The organism is Streptomyces sp. NPDC052910, assembly GCF_055585605.1.
In genome coordinates this window covers 165,705-191,183 of sequence record NZ_JBVJJR010000006.1, presented here as the reverse complement: position 1 = coordinate 191,183, position 25,479 = coordinate 165,705, and the positions used below count along the sequence as shown (strand labels likewise).

17 protein-coding genes are annotated in these 25,479 nt (G+C 74.1%); 9 read left to right on the top strand and 8 right to left on the bottom strand.

The annotated features are described in order from the left end of the window. Nucleotides 1–14: 14 nt before the first annotated feature. From ACZ6X9_RS22630 to ACZ6X9_RS22620, 3 genes are all read right to left on the bottom strand, one after another. Nucleotides 15–353 (bottom strand): DUF3140 domain-containing protein, encoded by a 339-nt coding sequence (locus ACZ6X9_RS22630; RefSeq protein ID WP_469779794.1) that lies wholly within the window; start codon nucleotides 351–353, stop codon nucleotides 15–17. 185 nt (nucleotides 354–538) lie between these two features. Continuing rightward, nucleotides 539–979, bottom strand: a complete 441-nt coding sequence (locus tag ACZ6X9_RS22625; RefSeq protein WP_469779793.1) for a 2-thiouracil desulfurase family protein — start codon at nucleotides 977–979, stop codon at nucleotides 539–541. Between the two features lie 73 nt (nucleotides 980–1,052). Then, nucleotides 1,053–1,562, bottom strand: a complete 510-nt coding sequence (locus tag ACZ6X9_RS22620) for a DinB family protein (RefSeq protein ID WP_469779792.1) — start codon at nucleotides 1,560–1,562, stop codon at nucleotides 1,053–1,055. A 158-nt stretch (nucleotides 1,563–1,720) separates the two neighbouring features. Here ACZ6X9_RS22620 and ACZ6X9_RS22615 point away from each other — a divergent pair, with 158 nt between their 5' ends. The 3 genes from ACZ6X9_RS22615 (at nucleotide 1,721) to ACZ6X9_RS22605 (ending at nucleotide 11,816) form a co-directional block, all read left to right on the top strand. Continuing rightward, nucleotides 1,721–2,278, top strand: coding sequence for an NUDIX domain-containing protein (locus ACZ6X9_RS22615; protein WP_469779791.1), 558 nt, complete (start codon nucleotides 1,721–1,723; stop codon nucleotides 2,276–2,278). 328 nt (nucleotides 2,279–2,606) lie between these two features. After that, nucleotides 2,607–3,548: a signal peptidase I gene (lepB, locus tag ACZ6X9_RS22610; protein WP_469779790.1), complete on the top strand. Its 942-nt coding sequence runs from the start codon at nucleotides 2,607–2,609 to the stop codon at nucleotides 3,546–3,548. A gap of 564 nt (nucleotides 3,549–4,112) precedes the next feature. After that, nucleotides 4,113–11,816 carry an SDR family NAD(P)-dependent oxidoreductase gene (locus ACZ6X9_RS22605; RefSeq protein WP_469780063.1) on the top strand — a complete coding sequence of 2,568 codons (7,704 nt, stop codon included), beginning with the start codon at nucleotides 4,113–4,115 and terminating at the stop codon, nucleotides 11,814–11,816. 80 nt (nucleotides 11,817–11,896) lie between these two features. On the opposite strand, the gene ctaD is transcribed toward ACZ6X9_RS22605, so the two are convergent. Next, entirely contained in the window at nucleotides 11,897–13,600 is a 1,704-nt protein-coding gene (gene ctaD / locus ACZ6X9_RS22600; RefSeq protein ID WP_469780062.1) for an aa3-type cytochrome oxidase subunit I, read from the bottom strand. Between the two features lie 331 nt (nucleotides 13,601–13,931). Then, on the bottom strand, nucleotides 13,932–14,612 hold the full coding sequence (locus tag ACZ6X9_RS22595; RefSeq protein WP_469779789.1) for a vitamin K epoxide reductase family protein: 681 nt from the start codon (nucleotides 14,610–14,612) through the stop codon (nucleotides 13,932–13,934). A 298-nt stretch (nucleotides 14,613–14,910) separates the two neighbouring features. On the opposite strand from ACZ6X9_RS22595, the gene ACZ6X9_RS22590 reads away from it, so the two are divergent. The 3 genes from ACZ6X9_RS22590 (at nucleotide 14,911) to ACZ6X9_RS22580 (ending at nucleotide 20,150) form a co-directional block, all read left to right on the top strand. Next, entirely contained in the window at nucleotides 14,911–16,680 is a 1,770-nt protein-coding gene (locus ACZ6X9_RS22590; protein WP_469779788.1) for a sensor histidine kinase, read from the top strand. Nucleotides 16,681–16,897: 217 nt separating this feature from the next. Next, the gene (locus ACZ6X9_RS22585; protein WP_469779787.1) at nucleotides 16,898–17,368 is read left to right on the top strand and encodes a hypothetical protein; all 471 of its coding nucleotides are present in this window, start codon (nucleotides 16,898–16,900) and stop codon (nucleotides 17,366–17,368) included. A 340-nt stretch (nucleotides 17,369–17,708) separates the two neighbouring features. Then, entirely contained in the window at nucleotides 17,709–20,150 is a 2,442-nt protein-coding gene (locus tag ACZ6X9_RS22580; RefSeq protein ID WP_469779786.1) for a phosphoketolase family protein, read from the top strand. A 63-nt stretch (nucleotides 20,151–20,213) separates the two neighbouring features. Here the strand turns inward: ACZ6X9_RS22580 and ACZ6X9_RS22575 are convergent, their stop codons facing one another. Beyond that, a complete protein-coding gene (locus ACZ6X9_RS22575) occupies nucleotides 20,214–20,894 on the bottom strand; it encodes a response regulator (RefSeq protein WP_436782766.1) in 681 nt (226 codons plus the stop codon). Between the two features lie 262 nt (nucleotides 20,895–21,156). Here ACZ6X9_RS22575 and ACZ6X9_RS22570 point away from each other — a divergent pair, with 262 nt between their 5' ends. Both ACZ6X9_RS22570 and ACZ6X9_RS22565 read left to right on the top strand, forming a co-directional pair. Next, nucleotides 21,157–21,435, top strand: a complete 279-nt coding sequence (locus tag ACZ6X9_RS22570) for a hypothetical protein (protein WP_469779785.1) — start codon at nucleotides 21,157–21,159, stop codon at nucleotides 21,433–21,435. 20 nt (nucleotides 21,436–21,455) lie between these two features. Next, nucleotides 21,456–21,680, top strand: coding sequence for a hypothetical protein (locus tag ACZ6X9_RS22565; protein WP_469779784.1), 225 nt, complete (start codon nucleotides 21,456–21,458; stop codon nucleotides 21,678–21,680). A gap of 122 nt (nucleotides 21,681–21,802) precedes the next feature. On the opposite strand, the gene ACZ6X9_RS22560 is transcribed toward ACZ6X9_RS22565, so the two are convergent. Together ACZ6X9_RS22560 and ACZ6X9_RS22555 are read right to left on the bottom strand one after the other, a co-directional pair. Further along, complete coding sequence (locus ACZ6X9_RS22560; RefSeq protein WP_469779783.1) at nucleotides 21,803–23,545, bottom strand: pyruvate dehydrogenase; 1,743 nt, start codon at nucleotides 23,543–23,545, stop codon at nucleotides 21,803–21,805. Nucleotides 23,546–23,692: 147 nt separating this feature from the next. Further along, complete coding sequence (locus ACZ6X9_RS22555) at nucleotides 23,693–25,057, bottom strand: cryptochrome/photolyase family protein (RefSeq protein WP_469779782.1); 1,365 nt, start codon at nucleotides 25,055–25,057, stop codon at nucleotides 23,693–23,695. 193 nt (nucleotides 25,058–25,250) lie between these two features. Here ACZ6X9_RS22555 and ACZ6X9_RS22550 point away from each other — a divergent pair, with 193 nt between their 5' ends. Continuing rightward, nucleotides 25,251–25,469 (top strand): hypothetical protein, encoded by a 219-nt coding sequence (locus ACZ6X9_RS22550; RefSeq protein WP_004941996.1) that lies wholly within the window; start codon nucleotides 25,251–25,253, stop codon nucleotides 25,467–25,469. Nucleotides 25,470–25,479: the final 10 nt, after the last annotated feature.

The following is a 25,479-nucleotide window of genomic DNA, read 5'->3' as shown; positions in this document are numbered from 1 at the left end:
GGTTCGGAACGGCTTCAGGACGGCTTCAGCGGGTCGTGGCCGATGTTCATCAGGCCGTGGCGCCACTGGGTCCCTCCGGCCTCCGGTTCGCGGTCGGGGCCGCGCTGGGAGCGGACGACGTCGCAGACGCGCCGCATGACCCGCGCGTCCTCCTCGGTCAGGTCGGTGCGGCACTTGGCCAGGACGTCGAGGACCTGCCGCCCGGTGCGCGGACCGGCGCGGTCGGGGACCTCCTCGGTCCGTTCGCCCGCCGCCTGGACGTTCAGCCAGTCCTGGAGCTCGCGGGACGTCATGTTCACCGCCTCGTGGAACTCGTCCCACAGCTCGGTGCTCACCTTGCCGGACGCTGCCACTGTGCCTCCTTATGGCCGGAAAGTGCCGATGGGGCACGCGTTGCCGATCGCCGGGTGGCTAAACCGGTCCGAAAACCGTCGTCTGAAATGCGGTGTCCGTCATCCGGTGTCCGACATCCGGCGTGCGAGGGCCGGCGTGCGAGGGCCGGTGTGCGAGGTCCCGCGTCCGAGGGGATCCGGCCGGGTCACACCCCGGGCGCGGGGCGCACGGCGATCCCGGCGCGCTCCAGCAGCGCGGCCGTGACACCGTCGCCCGGCACCAGCTCGCCACCGAACGAGCCGTCGTACACCGCACCCCGCCCGCACGACGGGCTGCGCGGCATCAGCAGCGCCTCCGAGCAGCCTCCCCGCCGCGCCGCCGCGAGCGCCCGCCGCGCCCCGGCCACGAACTCCGCGGTGACGTCCCGCCCGGTGTCCTCGACGACACGCGCCGTCCCGTCGAGTACGTCGTGCCCGTCGCCGCCGACCAGCTCCGCGGGGCGCCGCGGCGTCACCAGTCCGCCGGCGACCTCCGGGCAGAAGGCGACCACCGCCCGCCCGGCCAGTGCCTCCTCGACCTCCGGCGCCGCCTTGTGCCGCCCGTCGAACCGGCACGGCACCCCTCGCAGACACGCGCTGACCAGCATCGCCTCCCCTCCGCCGGGCCGGCCGGACGGCGGCCGGCCGGGACCGGGCCCGGGCGCATCCCCACGCATGACCTCAGGCCCCCACCATGCCGTCGACGCCCTCGCGCAGGAGGTCCGCGTGGCCGTTGTGGCGGGCGTACTCCAGGAGGACGTGGACCATCGCCATGCGCAGGGAGACCCGCTGCCCCCACCGGGGCTGGAGCGCCGTGGCGTCCAGGGCCGGTGCGGCGGCCTCGACGCGCCGGGAGTGCGCGACCTCGGCCTCCCACGCGGCGAAGGCCTCGGCGCGGGTCGAGGAGGCCGCGTCGTACGCCGCCTGGTAGTCGGTCCGGTCGGACCAGACGAGCGGCAGGTCGTTGTCCTCGAACACCCGGCGGAACCAGGCGCGTTCCACCTCCGCGAGATGACGGACGAGGCCGAGCAGCGACAGCGTCGAGGGCGGCATCGAGCGGCGGCGCAGCTCCTCGTCGGTCAGGCCCGCGCACTTCCGGGCGAGGGTCGCGCGGTGGTAGTCCAGATAGGCCCGCAGCGTCGCCCGTTCGTCTCCGGTGGTGGGCGGGGGAACGCGGTCGTCGGGGGTCATGTGTCGTACTCCAGTTCGTTTGCGTGGTGGGGCAGGTCTATCCCGCGGGGTCGGGAGCCGCAAGGTCCGCCATGGCACGGCGGCCGCGGAACCGGCGGGCGCCCGGGTCGTTCTCACGACGTCACATCGCCGTCGAGAGCCCGGGGGAGCAACGAGGAATGGCCGACGACAACGGAGGGTGCCGGGGCTGGGAACGGCTCGGCACGGACGTCCTGTACCGCGGTGAGCACCTGACGCTGCACCGCGACCGTGTCGTGCAGCCGGACGGCGCGCCCGGGACGTACGAACGCCTCACGCTCGCGGACGGCGCCCGCGTGGTCCCCGTCGACGACGACGGCCGCGTGGCCCTGGTCGAGGACGCCTTCGCACCGCTCGGCCGGAGGCTGCTGCACGTGCCGGGCGGCGGCGTGGCCGCCGGAGAGCGCCCCGAGGCCGCGGCGGCGCGCGAGTGCGAGGAGGAGACCGGGCGGTGCCCCGGCGCGCTCCGGCCGCTGGGCGTCTTCCACCCGCTCCCGTCCCGGACCTCGGCCGTCACCCACCTCTACCTGGGCACCGCCCTGCGCCCGGGCACCGTCCGCCGGGACCCGACCGAGGCCGGCATGCGGGTGTGCTGGATGCCGCTGGCCGACGCGGTCCACGCGGCCGGGACGGGAGCCGTGACCGAGGCGGGTACGGTGCTCGGACTGCTCCTGGCGGCACGGTTGCTGCTGTCCTGACGGCGGCCGGTGAGGACGGGACCGGACACCGGCGAGGTGACCGGCCACGACGTCCCCCACCGTCGCCCTGCCGTCGTCTCCCCCCGGCGCGCGTGGTCGCCGGCTTCTCGCCCGTCGAACGGGAGCCGGGCCGGCGGGCCGGGGTTCCGGCGGCCCGTACGGAGGAATCCGCCGCGCCGCCGACGGTCCGTCACGGCGCGCGCTGGCGCCGCCCGGAACGCGCTCCTCCCGCTTCGCATAGGCTGGCCCCGCCGGAATCGCCGCTCGACGGGGACGCCGGGGCCCGAACCGCGGACGGAGCGGGCGGTGGTCGAAGTGAGGAGTGGATGTGGGGGACGTGGCGGTGGGCGCGCGTTCGGAGCACGGCGGGCCGGAGGAGGAGCCCGTGGGCACACCCGACGGGACGGCGGGTACGGCAGGCACGGCAGGGTCGGCCGGCAGTGCCGGGAAGGCCGGGGAGCAGGGGGAGACCGGCAAGGCCCGGAAGGCGACGAAGAAGGGCGGAAAGCAGCGGCCGCTCTGGAAGGAGCTGCCCCTCCTCGCCGTCGTCGCCCTGGTGCTGGCGCTGCTGATCAAGACGTTCCTCGTCCAGGCGTTCTCCATCCCCTCGGACTCCATGCAGGACACCCTCCAGCGGGGCGACCGGGTGCTGGTCGACAAACTCACCCCGTGGTTCGGGTCGGAGCCCGAGCGCGGCGAGGTCATCGTCTTCCACGACCCCGGCACCTGGCTGAAGGACGAGCCGACACCGCAGCCCAACATGGTGCAGAAGGCGCTCGGCTTCATCGGACTGATGCCGTCGGCCAACGAGAAGGACCTGATCAAGCGGGTCGTCGGGGTCGCCGGTGACACCGTGGAGTGCAAGGGGACCGGCCCGCTGAAGGTCAACGGCAAGCCGCTCCAGGAGCCGTACGTCTTCCCGGGGAACACCCCCTGCAGCCTGGGCGAGTGGGGCCAGTTCAAGGTCACCGTGCCCAAGGACCGGCTCTGGGTGATGGGCGACCACCGGCAGAACTCCGCGGACTCCCGCTTCCACCAGGACGAGCCGGGCAACGGCTTCGTGCCCGTCGGCAACGTGGTCGGCCGCGCCATCGTCGTGGCCTGGCCGATCGACCGCTGGGCCACCCTGCCCGTACCCGACACCTTCGACCAGAAGGGCCTCGACAAGGCGGCGGCCACGGCCCCCACCGCCGTGGCCTTCGTCGGCGCCGTCCCGCTGGTGCTGCTGCGCCGGCGGGTGGCCGTGCGCCGCGCGGAGCGGCGCGGGTGACACGCGGGTAGGAGCGTACGTACGTCGAAGGCGCCCGTCCGCCGGACTCCAGGTCCGGTGGGCGGGCGCCTTCGCGCTCCTCCCGGCAGACGCCCGGGTCAGCGGCCCTGTGAGAGGGCGGAGAGCTCCCGGAAGGGGCCGCCGGCCGTCACCAGCCGGTCGAACGTCCCCTGTCCGGTGATCCGGCCGTGCTCCATCACCGTGCTCCATCACCGCGATCCGGTCCGCGATCCGGGTGTCGTCCGGCCGGTGGGTGACGGTGAAGAGCGAAGGGCGCGGCGGCGCCCGAAAACGGACAAGCGCCGTGAAGCGCGCCAACGCGCCCAAGGTGTCGGACCGTTGGTGATGGCGGTCGTCCCCCGGACTAACTCACTCGAAAGGGTGGGAGAGCGATTGCGTCGCCCCGGCCCGGCTCCGAACCTGCCCGGGAGGACGCGGGGCGGTCCCCCGTCGGAACGGCGTCGGTTTCCGAGCGAAGCGAGAGGCGGGTGGTCCGGCGTGGACGCGGACGGGACGGGCGGGACGGGCGGGGACGGCGCGGAGGAGCGCACCAGGGCGGCCGGCGTGGCGGAGCGCGCGGTCGCGGTCGTAGGGGCCGCCTGCCGGCTGCCCGGCGGACTCTCGGACCTCGACGGCCTGTGGAGAGCGCTGGTCGAGGGACGGGACCTGGTCACCGAGGTGCCGCCCGACCGCTTCGACGTCCCGCGCTTCGTCGACCCGGCGCGCCCCCGCCCCGGCCGGAGCTACACCGCGGCCGGCGGCTTCCTCCCGGACGTCGCCTCTTTCGACGCCGACTTCTTCGGCATCGCGCCGAAAGAGGCCGCACGGATGGACCCGCAGCAGCGGCTGCTGCTGGAGATGGCGGTCGAGGCGTGTGACGACGCCGGCATCGCGCCGGCCCGGCTGGCCGGCTCGGACACCGCCGTCGTCATGGGGCTGTCGGACCACTCCTACGGCGCCCTGCAGATGCTCATGAACGAGTCAGTCAACGCCTACACCATGTCCGGCGGCGCCTCCTCGATCGCCGCCAACCGGCTGTCCCACTTCCTCGACCTGCGCGGCCCGAGCACGGCGGTGGACACCGCCTGCTCGTCGTCCCTGGTCGCCGTGGCGCAGGCCTGCCGCCTCCTGCTGGACGGCACCAGCCGCACGGCCCTCGCGGGCGGTGTCAACGTGCTGTTGAGCCCGTACCACTACGTCGGCTTCTCCCAGGCGTCCATGCTGTCGCCCAGCGGACGCTGCCGGCCGTTCTCGGCCGGCGCCGACGGCTACGTGCGCGCCGAGGGCGGCGGCGTGGTGGTCCTCAAGCGGCTGGCCGACGCGCTTGCCGACGGGGACCGGGTGCACGCGGTCGTCCTGGACTCCGCCACCAACTGCGACGGCCGGACGGCCGGGATCGCCCTCCCCAACCCGGACGCGCAGGAAGCCCTGTTGCGGGAGGCGTACGCCCGGGCGGGGGTACACCCCGATGACCTCGTCTACCTGGAGGCGCACGGCACGGGCACACCGGTGGGCGACCCCGCCGAGTGCCTGGCCGTCGGCCGCGCCCTCGGCGTCCGCCGGACCCGCGGTGCCCTGCCCATCGGCTCCGTGAAGTCCAACCTCGGCCACCTCGAGCCCGCCTCCGGCATGGCGGGCCTGTTCAAGGCGCTGTTGGTGCTGCGGCACGGAACCGTCCCGGCGACCCTGCACGCCTCGCCCCCGCACCCGGACATCGACTTCGCCGCGCTGCGCCTCGCCCCGGCCGTGGAACCCCGCACCGTCGACATCGGCACCCGGGCGGTGGTCGGCGTCAACTCGTTCGGCTTCGGCGGCGCCAACGCGCACGTCATCCTGGCCCCGCCACCCCGACCCGCGCCCCGGGCCGAACCCGCCCCGGGCGTACGGCCGGTGGCGGTCTCCGCCCGGACTCCCGAAGGCTTGGCGGACGCGGCGCGCGCCCTGGCCGAGCGCCTGCGGGACACCCGGCCGGAGGAGTTCCACGACCTCGCCCACACCGCGACGGTACGCCGGGGCCACCACCCCCACCGGGCCGTCGTCCTCGCCGCGGACCCGGCCGAAGCGGCGGCCGGACTGCTGGAGCTCACCGGCGCGGAGGCCGGGGCACCCCCGGAGAGCGGCCCTGAGGCGGACGGCGGATGCGCCGGCGAGGGCCGGGCGGAGGGCGGCGGACGCCCCGGCGGCGCGGCGGTGTCGCCCGGCACAGGGGCAGGCATGACCGGGCCGGAGGAAGCCGGGACCGCCGCCGGGGGCGCCCCCGGCGGCGAACGGCCCGGTGGTCTCGCCCCGCCGGGCGGCACCGCCGGGGCAGGAGCCGGAACGGACGGCTCGGTCCCGCCCGCGTCCGCCCCGCCTCCCGTACGCGTCCTCGCGGCGCCCGTCGCCGTCACCGCCCGGGCCGTCGAGCACGGCCGCGTCGTCTTCGCGTTCCCCGGCAACGGGTCCCAGTGGCCGGGGATGGCGCGGGAGGTGCTGCGGCAGGACCCGGCGTTCCGGGCGGGCGTCGAGGCGGCTGACGCCGTCCTGACCCCGCACCTGGGCTGGTCGGTGCTGGAGGCATCGGCGGGGCCTGCCGACGAGGAGCGGTTCGCGGCGGTCGAGGTGGCCCAGCCGCTGCTTTTCGCCGTCCAGGTGGGCCTGGTCGAGGCGTTGCGCCACCGGGGCGTGGTACCCCGGGCGGTGACCGGGCACAGCGTCGGCGAGATCGCGGCGGCCTGGGCGGCGGGCGCCCTCTCCCTGGAGGACGCCGCACGGCTGGTCGCCACCCGGGGACGGGTCCAGGCCGGCACCGCGGGCAAGGGCCGGATGGCGGGCGTCGCGCTCCCGCCCGACGAGGCCGCGCGGGCCGTCGAGCCGTTCCCCGGCCTGGAGATCGCCTGCGTCAACTCCGACCGGCACGTCACCGTCTCCGGCCCGGCCGAAGAGCTGGCCGCGTTCGTCCGGGCGCTCACCGACGCGGGCACGCCCTGCGTGGACCTCGGTCTGCGATACGCCTTCCACAGCGCCGCGATGGACCCGGCCGAAGGGCCGCTGAAGGCCGCGCTGGACCGGCTCGAGCCCCGGCCGGCCCGGATCCCTCTCTACTCCACGGTGACCGGCGGCCCCGTCGAGGGCACGGTGCTGGACGCCGCGTACTGGTGGCACAACATGCGCCGGCCCGTCCGCTTCGGGCCCGCCGTGCGCGAGCTGCTGGCGGACGGGTACGACGTGTTCCTCGACGTCGGACCGGAACCGATCCTCGCCCCGCACCTCCGCCGTGCCGCGGCCGGCCGGCCGGTCGCGGTGATCCCCACCCTGTCCCGTGCCGCGCACGGCCCGTCCGCGCTGCCGACGGCCGTGGCACGCGCGATCGCCGCCGGCGCCGACGTCGACCCGGGCGCGTACTTCCCCGTTCCCGGCCGGGTGGTCGACCTGCCCGCCTACCCCTGGCGGCGCGAGCGGCACTGGAACGGCGGACCGGACGCGTGGACGGGCGGCCTGCCGAGAGACGGGCACCCGCTGCTGGGCGAGCGCCTGCCGCTGCTCGAACCGGCCTGGCGCGGGCCGCTGGACCCGGTTTTCGTCCCCTGGCTGGCCGACCACCGGGTCGGCGGGTCCGTCATCATGCCCGGCGTCGGCTACGTCGAAGCGGCCCTGGCCGTCGGCCGCCGGACGTGGGACGGGCCGACGGAAGTGGAGGCGCTGGAGCTGGTCCGCCCGCTCGTCGTGCCGTGGGACGACCCCGGCGGCGTGTGGACGGAGGTCTCCTTCTCCCCGGACGACGGCATCCTCACCGTGGCGAGCTCCCGGGGCCGCCACGGCCCGCCGCAGCGGCACGCCCGCGGCCGGATCCGGCCCCTGCTCCGCTGCCGCCCGGACCCGCTGGACGTCGCGGCGGTGCGCGGCCGCTGCGAGCGGACGGTTCCGGGCGGGGAGCTCTACCCGGCCCTCGCCGAGGCCGGCTTGGACTACGGGCCCACCTTCCGCGGCCTCCGGGAACTGCACGTCGGCGACGGCGAGGTGCTCGCCCGTTACGAGCACCCGGTGCCGGAGGACGGGTACGAGGCCCACCCGTCGCTCACGGACGGAGCCCTCCAGGCGGGGGTGCCACTGCTGGCGGAGACGATGGCCGACGGGCGGCAGGCCTTCCTGCCCTCGGCGTTCGACGCCGTCCGCGTCTGGGGCCGCCCCCCGATCAGGGGCTGGATGCACGTCCGCGAGCGGGGCCGCACCGCGAACGAGGTGTGCTGGGACACCGTCGTCACCGACGGGGACGGGACGGTCGCCGCGGTCTTCGAGGGCTGCAGGCTCCGCCGCCTCGACCGGAGCGGCGGCGTACCACCGGTCCGCTACCGGTGGCTGATGCGGGCGGCCCCCCACTCCGCCGTACCGGCGGAGCCCAGCCCCCTGCCCGCGCCCGCCCTGCTCCTGGCGGCGGCCGAGGACCGCCCGGGCGCCCGGCCCGCGCCGGCCCGGGAGAACCGGCCGGTCGTGCTGCGCCGCCGGATCGGCGCCGCCCTGGCCGCGGACACGGCGGGGGCCGTGGCCCGGCTGCTGCCCGGTCCCGCCCGCCCGTTCGGCGTGGACGACCTCGTGGCCGCCGGCGTCCTCGCCCGCCACCGGCGGCTCGTCGCGTGGCGCCTCGCCTCGGCCGAGCGCCACGGCGCCCTGACGGCGTGCGCGGAGGCCGGCCGGTGGCGGCTCGCGGACCCGGGACCGGACGCCGACGCCCATCTGCGGCGGCTGATCGCGGACTTCCCCGAACTGGCCGCCGACTGCGCGCTGTACGCGGTCGCCGCGCGCTTCGACGCGCTGTGCCACGAGGAGGGCGCCCCGGAAGCGCTGTCGGGAAGCGGCGGCGTCGAACGGCTGGAGCACTACTACGACGTCGGCCCGGTCATGCGCCGCTACAACCGGGTCCTCCAGGCGCTGGTGGCCGAGGCGGCCGCCCGGTGGCCCGCGGACCGGCCGCTGCGGGTGCTGGAGGTCGGCGGCGGTACCGGCGGCACCACCGCCGCCCTGCTGCCGGTGCTGCCCGCCGACCGGACGCGCTACCACTTCACCGATCTCTCCCCGCTGGCCGTCTCCCGGGCGGAAAAGCGGTTCGCCTCCTACCGGTTCGTCGAGTACGGCACCTTCGATCTCGACAAGGACCCCGACGCCCAGGGCTTCGCCGAGGGCACCTTCGACCTCGTCGTGGCCGCCAACGCCCTGCACACCGCGAGGGACCTCGGCGCCGCACTCGGCCGGGTCGCCCGTCTGCAGGCGCCGCGCGGTCACCTGATGGCCCTGGAGACGCACGCTGAGGAGTTCGTCGTCCCGCTGTTCGGCACCCTGGACAGCGCCTGGTCCTTCGCCGGCCACGACCCGCGCCGGGACTCGCTGCTGCCGTCCGCCGCCCGGTGGCCGGAACTGCTGCGCGCCGGGGGGTTCACGGACGTCGTCCGGGCCGGCGGCCGGCGCCGCGGCGGGCCTGCCCCGGTCATGTCGGTGTTCCTCGCCGCCGCTCCCGAGCGGCCCGTCCCGCCTGTCCCGCCGCCGCCCGTCGACGGCGCGCGGTCCTGGCTCGTCGTCGGCGAGCGCCCTTCAGGCCCCTCGGGAGCGGACCTGCCGCGCGCCGTGGCCGACGGCCTCGCCGCCGCGGGCGCGCGGGTCGTGCACCACCCGGTGCCGAGCTCCGACCCGGACGTCTGGCGCGGGGCCCTCGGCGGCCGGCCGACAGCGGTCGTCCTCCTGCTGGACGCAGACCCCGAACGGCCCGACGGCGCCGCCCTGGTGGAACTGGCCGTCCGCCGGACCTCGGTGCTGCGCGCGCTCGCCACGGCCGTCCGGACCGCCGACGGCGGTCCGGAGACCCGACTGTGGCTGGTCACCCGCCCCAGCGGCGCGCTGCCCGCACCCGAGCGACCCCTGGCCCCGCACGACGCCGCCGCCTGGGGCGTCGCCCGGACCCTCGCCAACGAACACCCCGAGCTGACCGTCACCCGGATCTCGGCGGAACGCACCGGCGACCCGGCCCAGGACGCCCGGCGGATCGTCCGGGAGCTCCTCACCCCCACCGACGAGGACGAGATCGCCCTCACGGCCGGGGGCCGGTTCCTCCCCCGGGTGGAGGAGTGGTCCGAGGCCCACCACGGCACGGCCCCGGCCGCCGAGATGCCCGCCTTCTCGCTGCGCGTACGGGACCCCGGGCTCGCCTGCCGGCTCGCCTGGACCGAGGAGGCGGTACCCGAACCCGGTCCCGGCGAGGTCGTCGTCGCCGTACGGGCCGCCGGCCTCAACTACCGCGACGTGATGCTCTCGGCCGGCCTGCTGCCCGCCGACCCCTCGCGGGGCACGGCCGAGGCGCCGGGCCTGGAGTGTGCCGGGACCGTCGCCGCGGTGGGGGAGGGAGTCACCTCGGTGGCCCCGGGCGACCGGGTCCTCGCGCTGGCCCCCGGCACCCTCGCCTCGCACGTGTGCACGGTCGAACACGCCGTGGGGAAGCTGCCGAGCAGCATGTCCTTCACCGAAGGCGCCACGCTGCCGGTCGCCTTCCTCACCGTCCATTACGGGCTCGGGCACCTGGCCCGTCTCGCCCCCGGCGACACCGTCCTGGTGCACGCCGCCGCCGGCGGCGTGGGCCTCGCCGCCCTCCAGTACGCGCGGCGGCGCGGCGCCCGGGTGATCGCCACCGCCGGCAACCCCTTCAAACGCGAACTCGTGCGCGTGCTCGGCGTCGAGCACGTCCTCGATTCGCGCGACCCGTCCTTCGCCGAACGGGTCCGTGACCTCACCGGAGGCCGCGGGGTGGACGTCGTCCTGAACTCGCTGGCCGGCGAGGCGATCCCCCGGGGCCTGGAGGCACTGGCCCCCGGCGGGCGCTTCGTCGAGCTCGGCAAGCGCGACATCCACGAGAACCGGCCGCTGCTGCTCCGCCCGTTCGCGGGGAACATCGCCTTCTTCGGCGTCGACCTCCTCCGGCTGCTCGCGGAACCGGAGCTCGCCCGGCGGCAGTTCGCGGAAGTCACCGCGCTGATCCGGACCGGACGATACCGCCCGTTGCCGCACAGCGTGTACCCGGCGGCCCGCGTCGCCGAGGCGTTCGCCCTGCTCCGGCACTCACGGCACATCGGCAAGGTCGTGGTCTCCCTCGACCCCGACGACGACCCGCCGACCGTGGAACGACGGCCGGCGAGAGCCGCCCTCGACCCGGCCGGCACCTACCTGGTCACCGGCGGCCTCGGCGGGTTCGGGGCGGCGACCGCCCGCCGGCTGGCCGGCCTCGGCGCTCGCCGGCTGGCCCTCGTCGGCCGCAGGGGAGCCGCCTCCCCCGAGGCACCCGCGCTGCTCGCCGACCTCGCGGCGCGCGGCGTCACCGCCCGGGCCCACGCGGTGGACGTCACCGACGAGACCGCCCTGCGCGCGCTCGTCGAGGAGGCCGACCGGGAGGGACGTCCGCTGCGCGGCGTCGTCCACGCCGCCATGCACCTCGACGACGCGCTGCTGACCGAGCTGACCGACGAGCGCGTCCGGTCCGTCCTCGCCGCGAAACTGGCCGGGGCCGCGGTCCTGGACGCCGTCACCCGGGACCGCCCCCTGGACCTGTTCGTCGTCCACTCCTCCCTCGCCTCCACCATCGGCACCCCCGGCCAGGCGGCGTACGCGGCCGGCAACCTGGCCATGGAGGCCGTCGTACGGAGGCGGCGCCGCGAGGGGCGTGCCGGACTCGCGATGCTCTGGGGCGCCCTCGGCGAGACCGGTTACGTCGTGCGCAACGACCTCCAGCCCCTCCTGACCGGGATCGGCCTGGAACCCCTCACCCTCCGCGAGGCGTTCGCCGCGATGGACGGCGCCCTCGCCGAGGGCGCCGAATGCGTCGGGCTGGGCCGCGTCAACTGGGCGGTGACCCGCAGACTGCTGCCCGCCGTCCTGCCCCCGAGGCTGTTCGAGCTGCTGCCCGCCCTGCTGGACAAGGACGCCAAGGTCCACGACGACCTGCTGGCGCTGCTCGCCGGGATGCCCCCGGAGGAGGCCCTGGCCCACCTCGCCGACTCGGTGGCCGCCGCGCTCGCCACCGTCCTGCAACTCCCCGACGGCCGGATCGACCACCACCGCCGGCTGGACGAGTACGGCCTGGACTCCCTGATGGGCACCGAGCTGCTGGTGGGGCTGCGCCGCCAGTACGACGTCGAGATCCCGCCCATGGAGATCCTCCGCAGCAACGGGACGGTCGCCGACATCGCCCGCATCGTCCACGCCCGGCTGGGGCTGTCCGGCCCGCCGGCCGCCGGACCACCGGACGCGTGAACCGCCCGGAAACGCACCGGGGCCCGGGGACGCGTCCTTCCGCGTCCCCGGGCCCCGGCCGGTCGCCGCCCGTGAGCCCGTCAGCCCGCCGGCGTCACCGCCCGCTCGCGCTCCGCCGCCGTCCGGGCGTCGCCCGACTCCAGGCCCGGGCGGTGCAGGTCGAGCGCCGGGGATTCGGAACGGATCTTCGGCAGGGAGGGGAAGTTGTGCCGCGGCGGCGGGCAGGAGGTCGCCCACTCGAGGGAGCGGCCCCAGCCCCACGGGTCGTCGACCTCGACCCTCTTGCCGTACTTGGCGGTCTTCCAGATGTTGTAGAAGAACGGCAGGAACGACAGCCCGAGGAGGAAGGAACCCACCGTGGACAGGGTGTTGAGCGCCGTCCAGCCGTCGGCCGCCAGGTAGTCGGCGTACCGGCGGGGCATGCCCTCCGCACCCAGCCAGTGCTGGACGAGGAACGTCAGGTGGAAGCCCACCGTGAGCGTCCAGAACGTGACCTTGCCGAGCCGCTCGTCCAGCATCTTGCCGGTGAACTTAGGCCACCAGAAGTGGAACCCGGCGAACATCGCGTACACCACCGTGCCGAACAGCGTGTAGTGGAAGTGCGCGACGACGAAGTACGAGTCCGAGACGTGGAAGTCGAGCGGCGGCGCGGCCAGCAGGACACCCGTCAGACCGCCGAAGACGAACGTCATCAGGAAGCCGGTGGCCCAGAGCATCGGTGTCTCGAAGGAGAGTGAGCCCTTCCACATGGTGCCGATCCAGTTGAAGAACTTCACCCCGGTCGGGACCGCGATCAGGAAGGTCATGAAGGAGAAGAACGGCAGCAGCACGCCGCCCGTCACGTACATGTGGTGCGCCCACACCGTCACCGAGAGACCGGCGATGGAGACGGTCGCCGCGATGAGACCCCAGTAACCGAACATCGGCTTGCGGGAGAAGACCGGGATGATCTCGGAGACGATGCCGAAGAACGGCAGCGCCAGGACGTACACCTCGGGGTGGCCGAAGAACCAGAACAGGTGCTGCCACAGCAGCGCGCCGCCGTTGGCCGCGTCGAAGATGTGCGAGCCGAACTTCCGGTCCATCTCCAGCGCGAACAGCGCGGCGGCCAGCACCGGGAACACCAGCAGGATCAGCAGGGCGGTGAGCAGGACGTTCCAGGTGAAGATCGGCATCCGGAACATCGTCATGCCGGGTGCGCGCATGCAGATGATGGTGGTGATGAAGTTGACGGCACCGAGGATGCTGCCGAAGCCGGACAGGGCCACGCCCATGATCCACAGGTCGGCGCCGAGGCCGGGCGAGTGCTGGGAGTCGGACAGCGGCGTATAGGCGAACCAGCCGAAGTCGGCGGCGCCCTGCGGGGTGAGGAAGCCGGCGGCGGCGATCAGCGAGCCGAAGAGGAACAGCCAGAACGACAGCATGTTCAGCCGCGGGAACGCCACGTCGGGCGCGCCGATCTGCAACGGCATGATCCAGTTCGCGAAGCCGGTGAACAGCGGCATCGCGAACAGCAGCAGCATGATCGAGCCGTGCATGGTGAACGCCTGGTTGAACTGCTCGTTCGACATGATCTGCGAGCCGGGGCGGGCCAGTTCGGCGCGCATCAGCAGCGCCAGCACCCCGCCGACGATGAAGAAGACGAACGCGGAGACGAGGTAGAGCGTCCCGATCCGCTTGTGGTCGGTGGTCGTCAGCCACTCGACGGGTGAACTCCTCGGCCGGTGACCCACGGTCGCCTCCCCGGTGGGGCGCTCCGTCAGGGGTTTCTCGCCGCTCCGCATCCCGACGCCGTCCACTGGCACACCTGCTCCGCATCTGCCGAAGTTCTTCGCGGACCGGAGGGGTTGCGCCGTGGGGGTCACGGGCCCGTCCGGCCTCGTTCATGATCGGCGGCGGCCGGGGGCCGGAGCAGGGGCCGGGCGGGGCCCGGAGGAGGGCCGAACGGCCCTCTCCGCGCCGGCGCGCCCACCGGGAGCCGTTCTCGCGGGCTCACCGGGAGCCGCTCCCGCGGGCCCACTCGGGCCTGTCCCGGCGCGCCCACCAGGGCCTGTCCCGGCGCGGTCACAGAGCCCGTCCCGGTTGCCCCCACCCGGGCCGCCCGGCCCCACAGGCTCACCAAGGAGCCCAGAACCGCCCCACCACGAGCAGCGCGATCAGCCCGTACCAGACGGCGGGCACGGCCCAGTGGAACTCCAGCACCCCCAGGACCAGCGCACGCGGCGCGGGCAGGAACCGGTGCCGGAGGTTGTGCGCGGTCGTGTACCAGAACAGGGCGATCGTCACGGCCCACGCCAGACAGCACCACAGGCACAGCGCCCCGATCGCGTAGAGCGCCTGCGACATCAGCCACATGCAGAACACCGCCCCGGCCAGCGTCCCCAGATGGAACGTCAGCCAGCACCAGCGCGGCAGGCGGGCTCCGGTCAGCAGCACGACACCGAGAGCGACGACGACCGCGTAGGCGGCCAGGCCGATCAGCGGGTTGGGAAAGCCGAACACCGACGCCTGGTCGCTCAGCATCACAGGGGTGCACGACACCACGGTGTTGAGGCTGCACGCGGGCCGGAAACCCGGGTTCTCCGCCAGCCGGATCTTGTCGACGGTGATCTGGAAGGAGGCGAGCAGCCCCAGCGTCCCGGCGACGACCAGCAGCCAGGCGAAGGCCCGGCCGGCACCGGCGCCGCGCCGGGAGGCCCCGGCGGCATCCCCGGGAGCCCGGTCCGGCGGTCCCGCCGCCCGGTCCGGGTCCCGGACGTCCCCGTCGGCCGCCCGGTCGAACGCGGTATCCGTCATGGCTGTCCCTCCTGGTCCCTGGGCACGAGGCTCCCGCGCCGGCGGGCCCGCCCTCCCCGGCGGGACGACGGGCCGCCGGGCAGGGCGGAGCGGGCCCGCCGCCGCGCCACTCGGCGGCGGACCCGTCGCGTCCATTCAACGAGGCCGCGGCGGCCCCGGACAGGGGCCGGTCGGCCCCACCCGAGGACACGGCGATACGGTGTGCGGGGGTCTGAACAGGGCCGACCGGCCGTCAAGGGCCGCTTCCGGCCCCCCGGTCGGCAGGGCGGCGGCGAGCCCGGGAGAGGCGAGGAGAGGCGTGGAGAACACCGGGTCGGCGGCGGTACGGCTGCCGCAGCTCAGACTGGACGAACTGCTGGACGAGGTCCAGGCCCGGCTCGACGCCGCCCGCGGCACCCGCGACCGCGTGCACAAACTGCTGGAGGCCGTGCTGTCGGTCGGCCGCGGCCTGGACCTCGAACAGGTGCTGCGCGGCATCATCGAGGCGGCCGTGGTGCTGGTCGACGCACGGTACGGCGCCCTTGGCGTCATCGGTCCCGACGGCCGGCGGCTGTCCCAGTTCCTCACCGTCGGACTCACCGACGAGGAGATCGCGGCCATCGGCCCGTACCCCTGCGGCCACGGCATTCTGGGCGAACTGATCCGCCGTCCGGAACCGCTGCGGCTGCCGAAGATCTGCGACCACCCCGCCTCGTACGGCTTCCCGCCCGGCCACCCGCCGATGAACACCTTCCTCGGCGTGCCCATCCGGGTCCGCGACCACGTCTTCGGCAACCTGTACCTCACGGAGAAGCGCGGGGGAGCGGACTTCGAGGACGAGGACGAGGAGGTGCTGGCCACCCTCGCCGTCGCCGCCGGCATCGCCATCGAGAACGCGCGGCTGTACGAGGAGTCCACCCGGCGCGAGCGGTGGCTGCGGGCCGGCGCCGAGGTGACCACCGCCCTGATGTCCGACCGGCCGCGCGCCGAGGTCACCGCCCGCATCACCGAACTCGCCCGCGAGATCACGGGATCCGCCCTCGCGGTGTTCTCCCTGCCCGAGGCCGGGGACGGCGCCCTGACCGTCGAGGCGGCCACCGGCGCGGCGGCCGACGCGCTCCGGCACCTGGTCCTGCCCCTCGAAGGCACCCTGAGCGGCGCCGCGTTCACCGCCGGCCGCCCCGCCCGGGGCCGCGCCGACGAGGTACCGGCGGGCCCGGCCGGCCCGGGCTCCGCCCTCGCCGTACCCGTCACCTCCGGCGACGACGTCGTACACGGCGTGCTGCTGCTCGTCCGGGCGGCGGCCGCCGGCGACTTCCCGGAGTGGGAGACCGAACCGCTGCTGGCCTTCGCCGGCCAGACCGGACTGGCGATGGAGCTGGCCGAACGCCGGGCCGACACCGCCCAGTTGGCCCTGCTGGAAGACCGCGACCGGATCGCCCGCGACCTCCACGACCTCGCCATCCAGCGGCTGTTCGCCACCGGCATGACCCTGCAGAGCGCCGACCGCTTCATCGACCACCCCGAAGCCGCCGAACGCGTCCGCCGCGCCGTCGGCGACCTCGACGAGACCATCAAAATCATCCGCTCCACCATCTTCGGCCTCCGCTCCCGCGAGACCGCCCCCCAGCACGGCCTGCGCACCCGCGCCGTCCGCGCCGTCGCCGAGGCCGGCACCGCCCTCGGCTTCGCCCCCAGCCTCCGGATGGAGGGCCTGCTCGACACCCAGGTCCCCCGCGAGGCCGCCGACGACGCCGTCGCCGTCCTCGCCGAAGCCCTGGCCAACGTCGCCCGGCACGCGGCGGCCGGCGCGGTCGACGTCGCCGTCGTCAACGAGGGCGGTGAACTGGCGCTGACCGTCGCGGACGACGGCGTGGGCGTGCCCTCCACCGGAGGCCGCCGCAGCGGCCTCCGCAACCTCGCCGAACGCGCCGAGCGCCACGGCGGCACCCTGACCCTGTCCACCCCGACGGACGGCGGAACGCTCCTGGAATGGCGCATCCCCCTGACGAACGGCGGTTCCGGCACCACCGGCGGCTGCCCGGTGACCCACACCCCGGCGGTCGGAAGAGCCACCGGCGGACGATAACCCTCACCGTCCCCACGGCACGCCCGACACCACGCGCTCGTGATCACCACACCCCAGCATTCGCCTGGGGGTGCCACCGCAAGGCGGGGAAGATGGCAAATCCAGGACTGCGGAGATGCTGAAGTCGATGTGACGGGGTAAATCGGTATGAGGATGTCAGCCGATGGGGCGGGGAACTTTGTGACCGCAATGCCGAGATTCGTTTACCGGGGGCCTGATGGTTGCGTTCAGCTTTGTTCCCCGAGATGACGATCCTTCCTGGGGTGTCGGCGGCCTCTTGGGTCGGCCGGCTCAGGCGCTGACCGCCGATGACCTGACGTTTCACTACTTCAACGTCGATGTGGTGATTCACGACGGTGAGAATGAGATTGTCCTGAGGGCGCCGGGCTTGCCTGTGGTCGACTTCGTCCTGATGGTCGTTCAGTTGTGCCGGGAAGTCGCGTCATCTGGTGCGTCGGTCGTGGAATCCTCGCAGTCCCAGGATTCAATTGCGGCCGTGCGGCGGGGTGACGAGGTGGAGATCTCCTACAGCTTCTCCGGTGTCGTGTCGCGGGTCTCCTGGGATGAATTCAGGGAAGTCGCGAGACGCGCTTCGGGTTCCGCTTTGTCGGTGCTCCATGGTGCTCACGAAGGGTTGAGGATCAATCGGTACCTGGTCGGTCTTTCCGACCTTGTTCGGTCTGATTGATTCGGTTTTTTCCGCTCCTCGATCAGTGTGGCTTCCGGGGCCCACCAGGAAACGTCCGGTGGGCCTCCGGCGGGAGTCGACGACCTCGATGTCGTCGAGTGGCCGCCGCCAAGCATGCCGGTTCCCCGCCCCGGTGGCGTGGAAGCGTCGCTGTCACTTTGCGGCCGGAAGAGATCGGCCCGTGCGATGCCCCCACCGTCCGGCCCGCCCGGGAGGTTCAGCCTGCCCCGCCGACAGGTGGCGGCGCCCACCGGCGGCCGTGCAATCGGAGCGGGGTTCGAAGGCCCCGCCCGGCACGCGTCCCATGGCGTCCGGCCGTGGGAAGTGGAACCGTGGAGGCATGCCGGAGCCCGAGAAGTCCCAGCGGTCCGAGGAGCGCCGAGGCGCGGAACGTGTCGACGATGCGCGGCGGCCCGCCCGTCAGGCCGGGATCGACGACAAGGAACTGGCCGCCCTGGACGCCCACTGGCGGGCCGCCAACTATCTGGCGGCCGGGCAGATCTACCTGCTGGACAACCCGCTGCTGACCGAGCCGTTGCGGCCGCAGCACATCAAGCCGCGGTTGCTCGGGCACTGGGGGACGTCGCCGGGGCTGAATCTCGTGTACACCCACCTCAACCGGGTGATCAGGGAGCGGGGGACCGACGCGCTCTGTGTGTGGGGGCCGGGGCACGGGGGGCCGGCCGTGGTGGCCAACTCGTGGCTGGAGGGGAGTTACAGCGAGACGTATCCCGATGTCACCCGGGACGCGGACGGGATGGCACGGCTGTTCCGGCAGTTCTCGTTCCCGGGCGGGGTGCCCAGCCACGTCGCGCCCGAGACGCCGGGGTCGATCCACGAGGGCGGGGAGCTGGGGTACTCCCTCTCGCATGCCTACGGGGCCGCGTTCGACCGGCCGGACCTGCTCGTGGCCTGCGTGGTCGGGGACGGGGAGGCGGAGACCGGGCCGTTGGCCGCCTCCTGGCATTCCAACAAGTTCCTCGATCCGGTGCGGGACGGGGCCGTGCTGCCCATCCTGCACCTCAACGGCTACAAGATCGCCAACCCCACCGTCCTCGCCCGGCTCCCCGAGCACGAGCTCGATCGGCTGCTGCACGGGTACGGGCATCACGTCCTGCGCGTCACGGGTGACGACCCGGCGGCCGTGCACCGGGCCATGGCCGCCGCCATGGACACCGCGCTGGACCACATCGCCGCCATCCGGCGTACGGCCCGCGAGGAGGGCGTCACCGACCGGCCCTCCTGGCCCGTCATCGTGCTGCGCACGCCCAAGGGGTGGACCGGGCCGGGAGAGGTCGACGGGGTGCCTGTCGAGGGCACCTGGCGTGCCCATCAGGTGCCGCTGTCCGGCATCCGGGACAACCCCGAGCACCTGCGGCAACTGGAGGCGTGGCTGCGGTCCTACCGGCCGGAGGAGCTGTTCGACGGTGACGGCCGGCCCGTCTCCCGGGTGCTGGAGTGCGTGCCCGAGGGGGCGCGGCGGCTCGGGGCCACCCCGTACGCCAACGGCGGGCTGCTCCTGCGCGACCTGCCCCTCCCGCCGCCGGAGCGGCACGCGGTGGCCGTGGACCGGCCGGGCGCCGGGCGGCACGAGCCGACGGCCGTGCTCGGCGACCTGCTCGCCGACGTCATGGCCGCGACGGCCGAGCGTCGCGACTTCCGTCTCGTGGGTCCCGACGAGACCGCCTCCAACCGGCTCCAGGCGGTCTACGGTGCGACCGGCAAGGCCTGGCAGGCCGAGACAGTCCCGACCGACGAGCATCTCGACCGGCACGGGCGGGTGATGGAGATTCTCTCCGAGCACACCTGCCAGGGGTGGCTGGAGGGGTACCTCCTCACCGGGCGGCACGGGCTGTTCTCCTGCTACGAGGCGTTCGCGCACATCGTCGACTCGATGGTCAACCAGCACATCAAGTGGCTGCGGGTCTCCCGGCGGCTGCCGTGGCGGCGGCCCATCGCCTCCCTCAACTACCTGCTCACGTCCCATGTCTGGCGGCAGGACCACAACGGCTTCTCGCACCAGGACCCCGGCTTCGTCGACCACGTCCTCAACAAGAGCCCGGAGGCCGTCCGGGTGTACCTGCCGCCGGACGCCAACACCCTGCTGTCCGTCGCCGACCACGCCCTGCGCAGCCGCGACTACGTCAATGTGATCGTCGCGGGCAAACAGCCCTGCTTCGACTGGCTCACCCTCGACCAGGCCCGCGCCCACTGCGCCCGGGGCGCGGGCGTGTGGGAGTGGGCCGGTACGGAGGACGGCCGGCGGGAGCCCGACGTGGTGCTGGCGTGCGCCGGGGACGTGCCGACGGAGGAGACCCTGGCCGCCGCCTCCCTGCTCCGCCGGCACCTGCCCGACCTGGCCGTCCGCGTGGTCAACGTCGTGGACATCGCGCGGCTGATGCCGCACGGTGAGCATCCGCACGGCATGCCGGACCACGAGTTCGACGCCCTCTTCACCACCGACCGGCCCGTCGTCTTCGCGTACCACGGCTATCCGTGGCTGATCCACCGTCTCGCCTACCGGCGGGCGGGCCACCGGAATCTCCACGTTCGCGGCTACAAGGAGAGCGGCACCACGACGACGCCCTTCGACATGCTGGTGAGCAACGACCTCGACCGCTACCGGCTCGTCATGGACGTCATCGACCGCGTCCCCGGGCTCGGTGTCCGCGCCGCCGCGGTGCGGCAGGCGATGGCCGACGTCCGGACCCGCCACCACGCCTGGATCCGCGCCCACGGCACGGACCTGCCGGAGGTGGAGGAGTGGACCTGGGAGGGGTGAACCGGCGGTTCGGCTCCCGGCCCGGGCCACGGAGGGTCGGCTCCCGGCCCGGGCCGCGGTGGGTCAGCTCCCGGCCCGGGCCGCCTCCGAGGCGATCACCGCGGCCTGGATGCGGCGTTCCACGCCCAGCTTGGCGAGCAGCCGCGAGATGTGGTTCTTGACCGTCTTCTCGGAGAGGAAGAGCTGCCGGCCGATCTGCCGGTTGGTCATGCCTTCGCCGATGAGCGCCAGGATGTCGCGCTCGCGTGGCGACAGGCCGGCCAGCCGGTCGTCCTCCGGGTGCGCGCCCTCGTCGCCGCGCAGGCTGCTCATCAGCCGGGCGGTGGTGGCCGGGTCGAGCATGGACTGACCGGAGGCGACCGTCCGGATCGCCGCGACCAGGTCGGAGCCCTTGATCTGCTTGAGTACGTAGCCCGCGGCGCCCGCCATGATGGCGTCGAGCAGGGCGTCGTCGTCGTCGAACGACGTGAGCATCAGGCAGGCCAGGTCCGGCATCCGCGAGCGCAGTTCCCGGCAGACGGAGATGCCGTCGCCGTCGGGCAGCCGGACGTCCAGCACGGCGACGTCGGGCCGCAGCGCGGGACCCCGGGCGAGGGCCTGGCCGATCGTGCCGGCCTCGCCGGCCACCGTGATGTCGTCCTCGGCGTCCAGCAGGTCCTGGATGCCCCGCCGGACGACCTCGTGGTCGTCCAGGAGGAACACCCGGATCGGCTTCTCCGGAGAGAAGACCCTTGCCTGTTCCACTGCCCCTCCTGTCACCGTCCGCGCCGGTCGTGCCGGTCACGCTTCGTATCGATCGTGGTCGATCGTACGGGGTGGTGCCATGGGCCGAACGGCCCCACCTCAGCACGGTGCCCGCCCGGCACACGGGCCACCGCCGTCCCGTCCTGTGGAGCCGAACGGGTGGTGTCGGCGTCACGGCCGTTCCCGGGTGCCGAAGGCCGGGCGCACGCTGGGCCCACAGCGTCCCCTTTGCCCCTCGGCGATTTGGGAAAGGCGGTGGAACATGGCCGGTCTGGAAGTCAAGAGCAGCGGCCTGCTGTTCCTCGGCAACGGTCAACAGAACAATTTCGCCTTCGACTTCGGCAAAGTCCCGTCCGGCACCTCCTGGATCCGGCCCTGTGTGAACCACACGTCGTTCAGCGACCGGAACGCGCAACTGGAGTACGTGTCCGAGTTCTCGTTCTGGGACTTCAACGACCCGATCCCGCCGTTCTGGGGGCTGACCCTCCGGGCGACCGGGAACTCCGAGTTCTTCTTCACCCTCGTCCTGGTGACCCCGTGACGGAAACGGACGGTTCGCTCATGCGCGTGCACGCGGTATTCGACGAGAACGGGGACATCCTCGCCCTGGCGGAGATCGTGGAGGAGGGAGACGATCGCGTCGGGGTCCGCCCGGTGCCCGGTGACGACCGCAAGACGGCGGAATTCGCGGTCCCTGAGGAGTGCGTGGGAAAACCCCTCGCGACGCTGGCCGACCGCTACCGGGTGGAGGACGCGTCCGGCGGGCCCCGGCTGACCCGGCGCTAGCGACCGCCGACGGGCGGCGACGGCGGTAGTGGACGGGCCCGTCCGGCGGATGCGCACGGGCCGCCGGACGGGTCACCGGGAGAGTCGGGACGGGACTCAGGAACGGGAGTGAGAGGCGGGAGTCAGGGCCGAGGGATGTTGCGCAGGTTCGAGCGGGCCATCTGCACCATCCGGCCCACGCCCCCGTCCAGCACCATCTTTCCGGCCGAGAGGGCGAATCCGCCCACCATGTCCGCGCTGATCTTCGGGGGCATGGAGAGCGCGTTGGGGTCGGTCACGATGTCCACCAGCGCCGGTCCCTTGTGCCGGAACGCGTCCCGCAGCGCGCCCCGCACGTGCTTGGGCTTCTCCACCCGCACCCCGTACGCCCCGGCCGCCGTGGCGAGCGCCGCGAAGTCCGGGTTGCGGTTGGCCGTGCCGTACGACGGCAGGCCGCCCACCATCATCTCCAGCTCCACCATGCCCAGCGACGAGTTGTTGAACAGCACCACCTTCACCGGCAACCCGTACTGCACCAGCGTCAGGAAGTCGCCCATCAGCATGGAGAACCCGCCGTCCCCGGACATCGACACCACCTGCCGGTCCGGGTCGAGGAACTGCGCCCCGATCGCCTGCGGCAGCGCGTTGGCCATGGAACCGTGGGTGAACGAGCCGATGACGCGCCGACGGCCGTTGGGGGTGAGGTAGCGGGCGGCCCAGACGTTGTTCATGCCGGTGTCGACGGTGAACACCGCGTCGTCGGCCGCCTCCTCGTCCAGGATCGACGCCACGTACTCCGGGTGGATCGGCGTGTGCTTCTCGACCTTCCGCGTGTACGCCTTGACGACGCCCTCCAGGGCGTCCGCGTGCTTCTTCAGCATCTTGTCGAGGAACTTCCGGCCACTCTTGACCTGCACCTTCGGCGTGAGGCAGCGCAGGGTCTCGCGCACGTCGCCCCATACCGCCAGGTCCAGCGCGGACCGCCGGCCCAGGTGTTCCGGCCGCACGTCCACTTGGGCGATCTTCACGTCGTCCGGCAGGAAGGCGTTGTAGGGGAAGTCGGTGCCCAGCAGGATCAGCAGGTCGCACTCGTGGGTGGCGTCGTACGCGGCGCCGTAGCCCAGCAGCCCGCTCATGCCGACGTCGTACGGGTTGTCGTACTGGATCCACTCCTTGCCGCGCAGCGCGTGGCCGACGGGCGCCTTCACCTTCTCGGCGAACCGCATCACCTCGTCGTGCGCCCCCGCCGTGCCGGCGCCGCAGAACAGCGTCACCTTCCCGGCCTCGTCCACCATCCGCGCCAGCGCGTCGATCTCCGCGTCCCCCGGGCGCACCGACGGCCGGGTGGTGACCAGCGCGTGGTCCCCGGTGGGCGCGGCGGCCGGCTGCCCCGCGACGTCCCCGGGCAGCACGATGACGCCTACGCCGCCGCGCCCGACCGCGTTCTGGATGCCGGTGCGCAGCACCCGCGGCATCTGCTGCGGGGTGGACACCATCTCGCAGTAGTGGCTGCACTCCTGGAAGAGCCGGTCCGGGTGGGTCTCCTGGAAGAAGCCGGTGCCGATCTCGCCGCTCGGGATGTGCGAGGCCAGCGCGAGCACCGGGGCCATCGAGCGGTGGGCGTCGTACAGGCCGTTGATCAGGTGCAGGTTGCCGGGGCCGCAGGACCCCGCGCAGGCCGCCAGCTTCCCGGTCAACTGGGCCTCCGCGCCCGCGGCGAACGCGGCGGCCTCCTCGTGGCGGACGTGCACCCAGTCGATGGCCGCGTTGCGGCGCACCGCGTCCACGACCGGGTTGAGGCTGTCGCCGACGACCCCGTAGAGCCGCCGCACCCCGGCCCGCGCCAGAATGTCGACGAACTGCTCCGCCACCGTCTGCTTGGCCATGAGAAGGCTCCTCCGTTCCGCCGAGTCGTACGCGACCGGCGCGGCGACGCACGCCGGTCTCCCGCGCCCCTGCCCCAATCCACCCACGGAACACCTGGTCGTGCATCTTCGTGCGGCGCGCTTCCCGCGCGACGGGGTCCCGTGGGTTCAGTCCAGGCCGCGTGCCGCCCGGAAGCGGGCCAGGGCCTCGGCGAGGCCGACGAGCGGTTCCGGATAGCGCAGCCGGGAGCGGGCGGCGGCGGGCAGCTTCCACGGCTCGTGCGCGGCGGGCCCGGGGACGCCGGCCAGTTCGGGGACCCAGCGGCGGACGTAGGCGCCGTCGGGGTCGAAGCGGCGGCCCTGGACGACGGGGTTGAGAACGCGGTTGGGGCGGGTGTCCGTGCCGGTGCCGGCCATCCACTGCCAGTTGAGCTGGTTGTTGGCCAGGTCGCCGTCGACCAGGTGGCGGAGGAAGTGCCGGGCGCCCTCCCGCCAGTCGTGGTACAGGGTCTTGGTGAGGAACGAGGCGACGATCATGCGCGCCCGGTTGTGCGTCCAGCCCTCGTGGGCGAGCTGGCGCATCGCCGCGTCCACGACCGGGTAGCCGGTGTGGCCGGACCGCCAGGCGTCGAACTCGTCGGCGTCCCGGCGCCAGATGTCGTGACGCGTCCGGTAGTCACGGGCGGCGGCCCGGGGGACGGCGGCCAGCACCTGGTGGTGGAAGTCCCGCCAGGCCAACTGGCGGACGAACGCCTCCGCGCCGGGCGCGTCCCCGCGCGCCCGGGTCACCACTTCGAGCGGTGACAGGCAGCCGAAGTGCAGGTAGGGGGAGAGGCGGGAGGTGGCGTCGGCGGCCAGGTCGTCGTGCAGCTCGGCGTAGCGGTGCACGCCGCCGCGCAGCCAGGCCGTCAGCCGGCGGCGGCCCTCGCGCTCACCGCCCTTGGGGAGACCGGGTGCCGTGCCGCTCGCCCCCAGATCGGCGGCCGAGGGCACGGGCAGCCCGTCCGCCTCCGGCACGGTGACGCGCCGGGGCGGGTCCGCGACCGCCCGCGGCGCCTGCGCCGACCAGCGGCGGAAGTACGGCGTGAACACCGCGAAGTGGTTCTTCCCGACGGGCGCCACCTCGCCCGGGGCCATCACCGTGACCACCGCGTCATGCACGCGGAGCCGCCGCCCGTCCGCCTCCAGCGCGGTCCGCAGCCGCTCCTCGCGGCGGTGCGCGTAGGCGCTCACCCCGGCGGCGACGTGCACCTCCGCCGCGTCCGTCGCGGCGGCCACCCGGCAGGTCTCCTCGACCACGTCGCCCCGGCGGACGACCAGCCGGCCGCCGCGCGCCCGCAGCCCCTCGTCGAGGTCGGCCAGGCAGTCGGCGAGGAACGCCGACCGGTTGGGGGCGGCGAAACCGGCGTCGGCGACGCCGCTGTCCACGACGAACAGCGGGACGGTCGCGTCGGCGGCGCGCACGGCCGCCCGCAGCACCGGGTTGTCGTACAGCCGCAGGTCGGAGGTGAACAGGGCGATGGCGACGCGCATGCCGTCAGGCTACGGCGCACCGCGCGGCGGCCGGGGACGCGCGGTGGCGCGCCGGGGCGCGGCGCGGGGGCCGTTCGGGTGAGCGGGCGGCCCCGGGCAGGGATGCCGGGCCGGGGCCTGGAACACCTGACCAGGAATCCCCGCGCGCCCCGGGTGCGGCGGGGGAGGAGCGACCGCGACGAGAGAGGCCCGTATGCCCGCCGACGAACTGCCCCGCTTCCTGGCGGCCCTGAGCCCCGCGAGCCGGAAGAAGGTCGAGAGCCAGCCGCGCGAGCGGCAGGAGCAACTGGCCGCCGCCTGGGAGGCCGAACTCAGCGAGGACACCGATCTGGACACCCTGAGCGAGCTGTCGCCCGCGGCGGCGGCGGACGAGGCGGCCGAACGGGTGGTGCGGGAGTTCTTCGAGGAGTGAGGGGGCGTAG

Excerpts from the sequence above, each read along its gene's own strand:
- ACZ6X9_RS22625 (WP_469779793.1), bottom strand. The coding sequence starts at position 979 with ATGCTGGTCAGCGCGTGTCTGCGAGGGGTGCCGTGCCGGTTCGACGGG.
- ACZ6X9_RS22620 (WP_469779792.1), bottom strand. The coding sequence starts at position 1,562 with ATGACCCCCGACGACCGCGTTCCCCCGCCCACCACCGGAGACGAACGG.
- ACZ6X9_RS22615 (WP_469779791.1), top strand. The coding sequence starts at position 1,721 with ATGGCCGACGACAACGGAGGGTGCCGGGGCTGGGAACGGCTCGGCACG.
- ctaD (WP_469780062.1), bottom strand. The coding sequence starts at position 13,600 with ATGCGGAGCGGCGAGAAACCCCTGACGGAGCGCCCCACCGGGGAGGCG.
- ACZ6X9_RS22595 (WP_469779789.1), bottom strand. The coding sequence starts at position 14,612 with ATGACGGATACCGCGTTCGACCGGGCGGCCGACGGGGACGTCCGGGAC.
- ACZ6X9_RS22585 (WP_469779787.1), top strand. The coding sequence starts at position 16,898 with ATGGTTGCGTTCAGCTTTGTTCCCCGAGATGACGATCCTTCCTGGGGT.
- ACZ6X9_RS22580 (WP_469779786.1), top strand. The coding sequence starts at position 17,709 with ATGCCGGAGCCCGAGAAGTCCCAGCGGTCCGAGGAGCGCCGAGGCGCG.
- ACZ6X9_RS22570 (WP_469779785.1), top strand. The coding sequence starts at position 21,157 with ATGGCCGGTCTGGAAGTCAAGAGCAGCGGCCTGCTGTTCCTCGGCAAC.
- ACZ6X9_RS22565 (WP_469779784.1), top strand. The coding sequence starts at position 21,456 with ATGCGCGTGCACGCGGTATTCGACGAGAACGGGGACATCCTCGCCCTG.
- ACZ6X9_RS22560 (WP_469779783.1), bottom strand. The coding sequence starts at position 23,545 with ATGGCCAAGCAGACGGTGGCGGAGCAGTTCGTCGACATTCTGGCGCGG.
- ACZ6X9_RS22555 (WP_469779782.1), bottom strand. The coding sequence starts at position 25,057 with ATGCGCGTCGCCATCGCCCTGTTCACCTCCGACCTGCGGCTGTACGAC.
- ACZ6X9_RS22550 (WP_004941996.1), top strand. The coding sequence starts at position 25,251 with ATGCCCGCCGACGAACTGCCCCGCTTCCTGGCGGCCCTGAGCCCCGCG.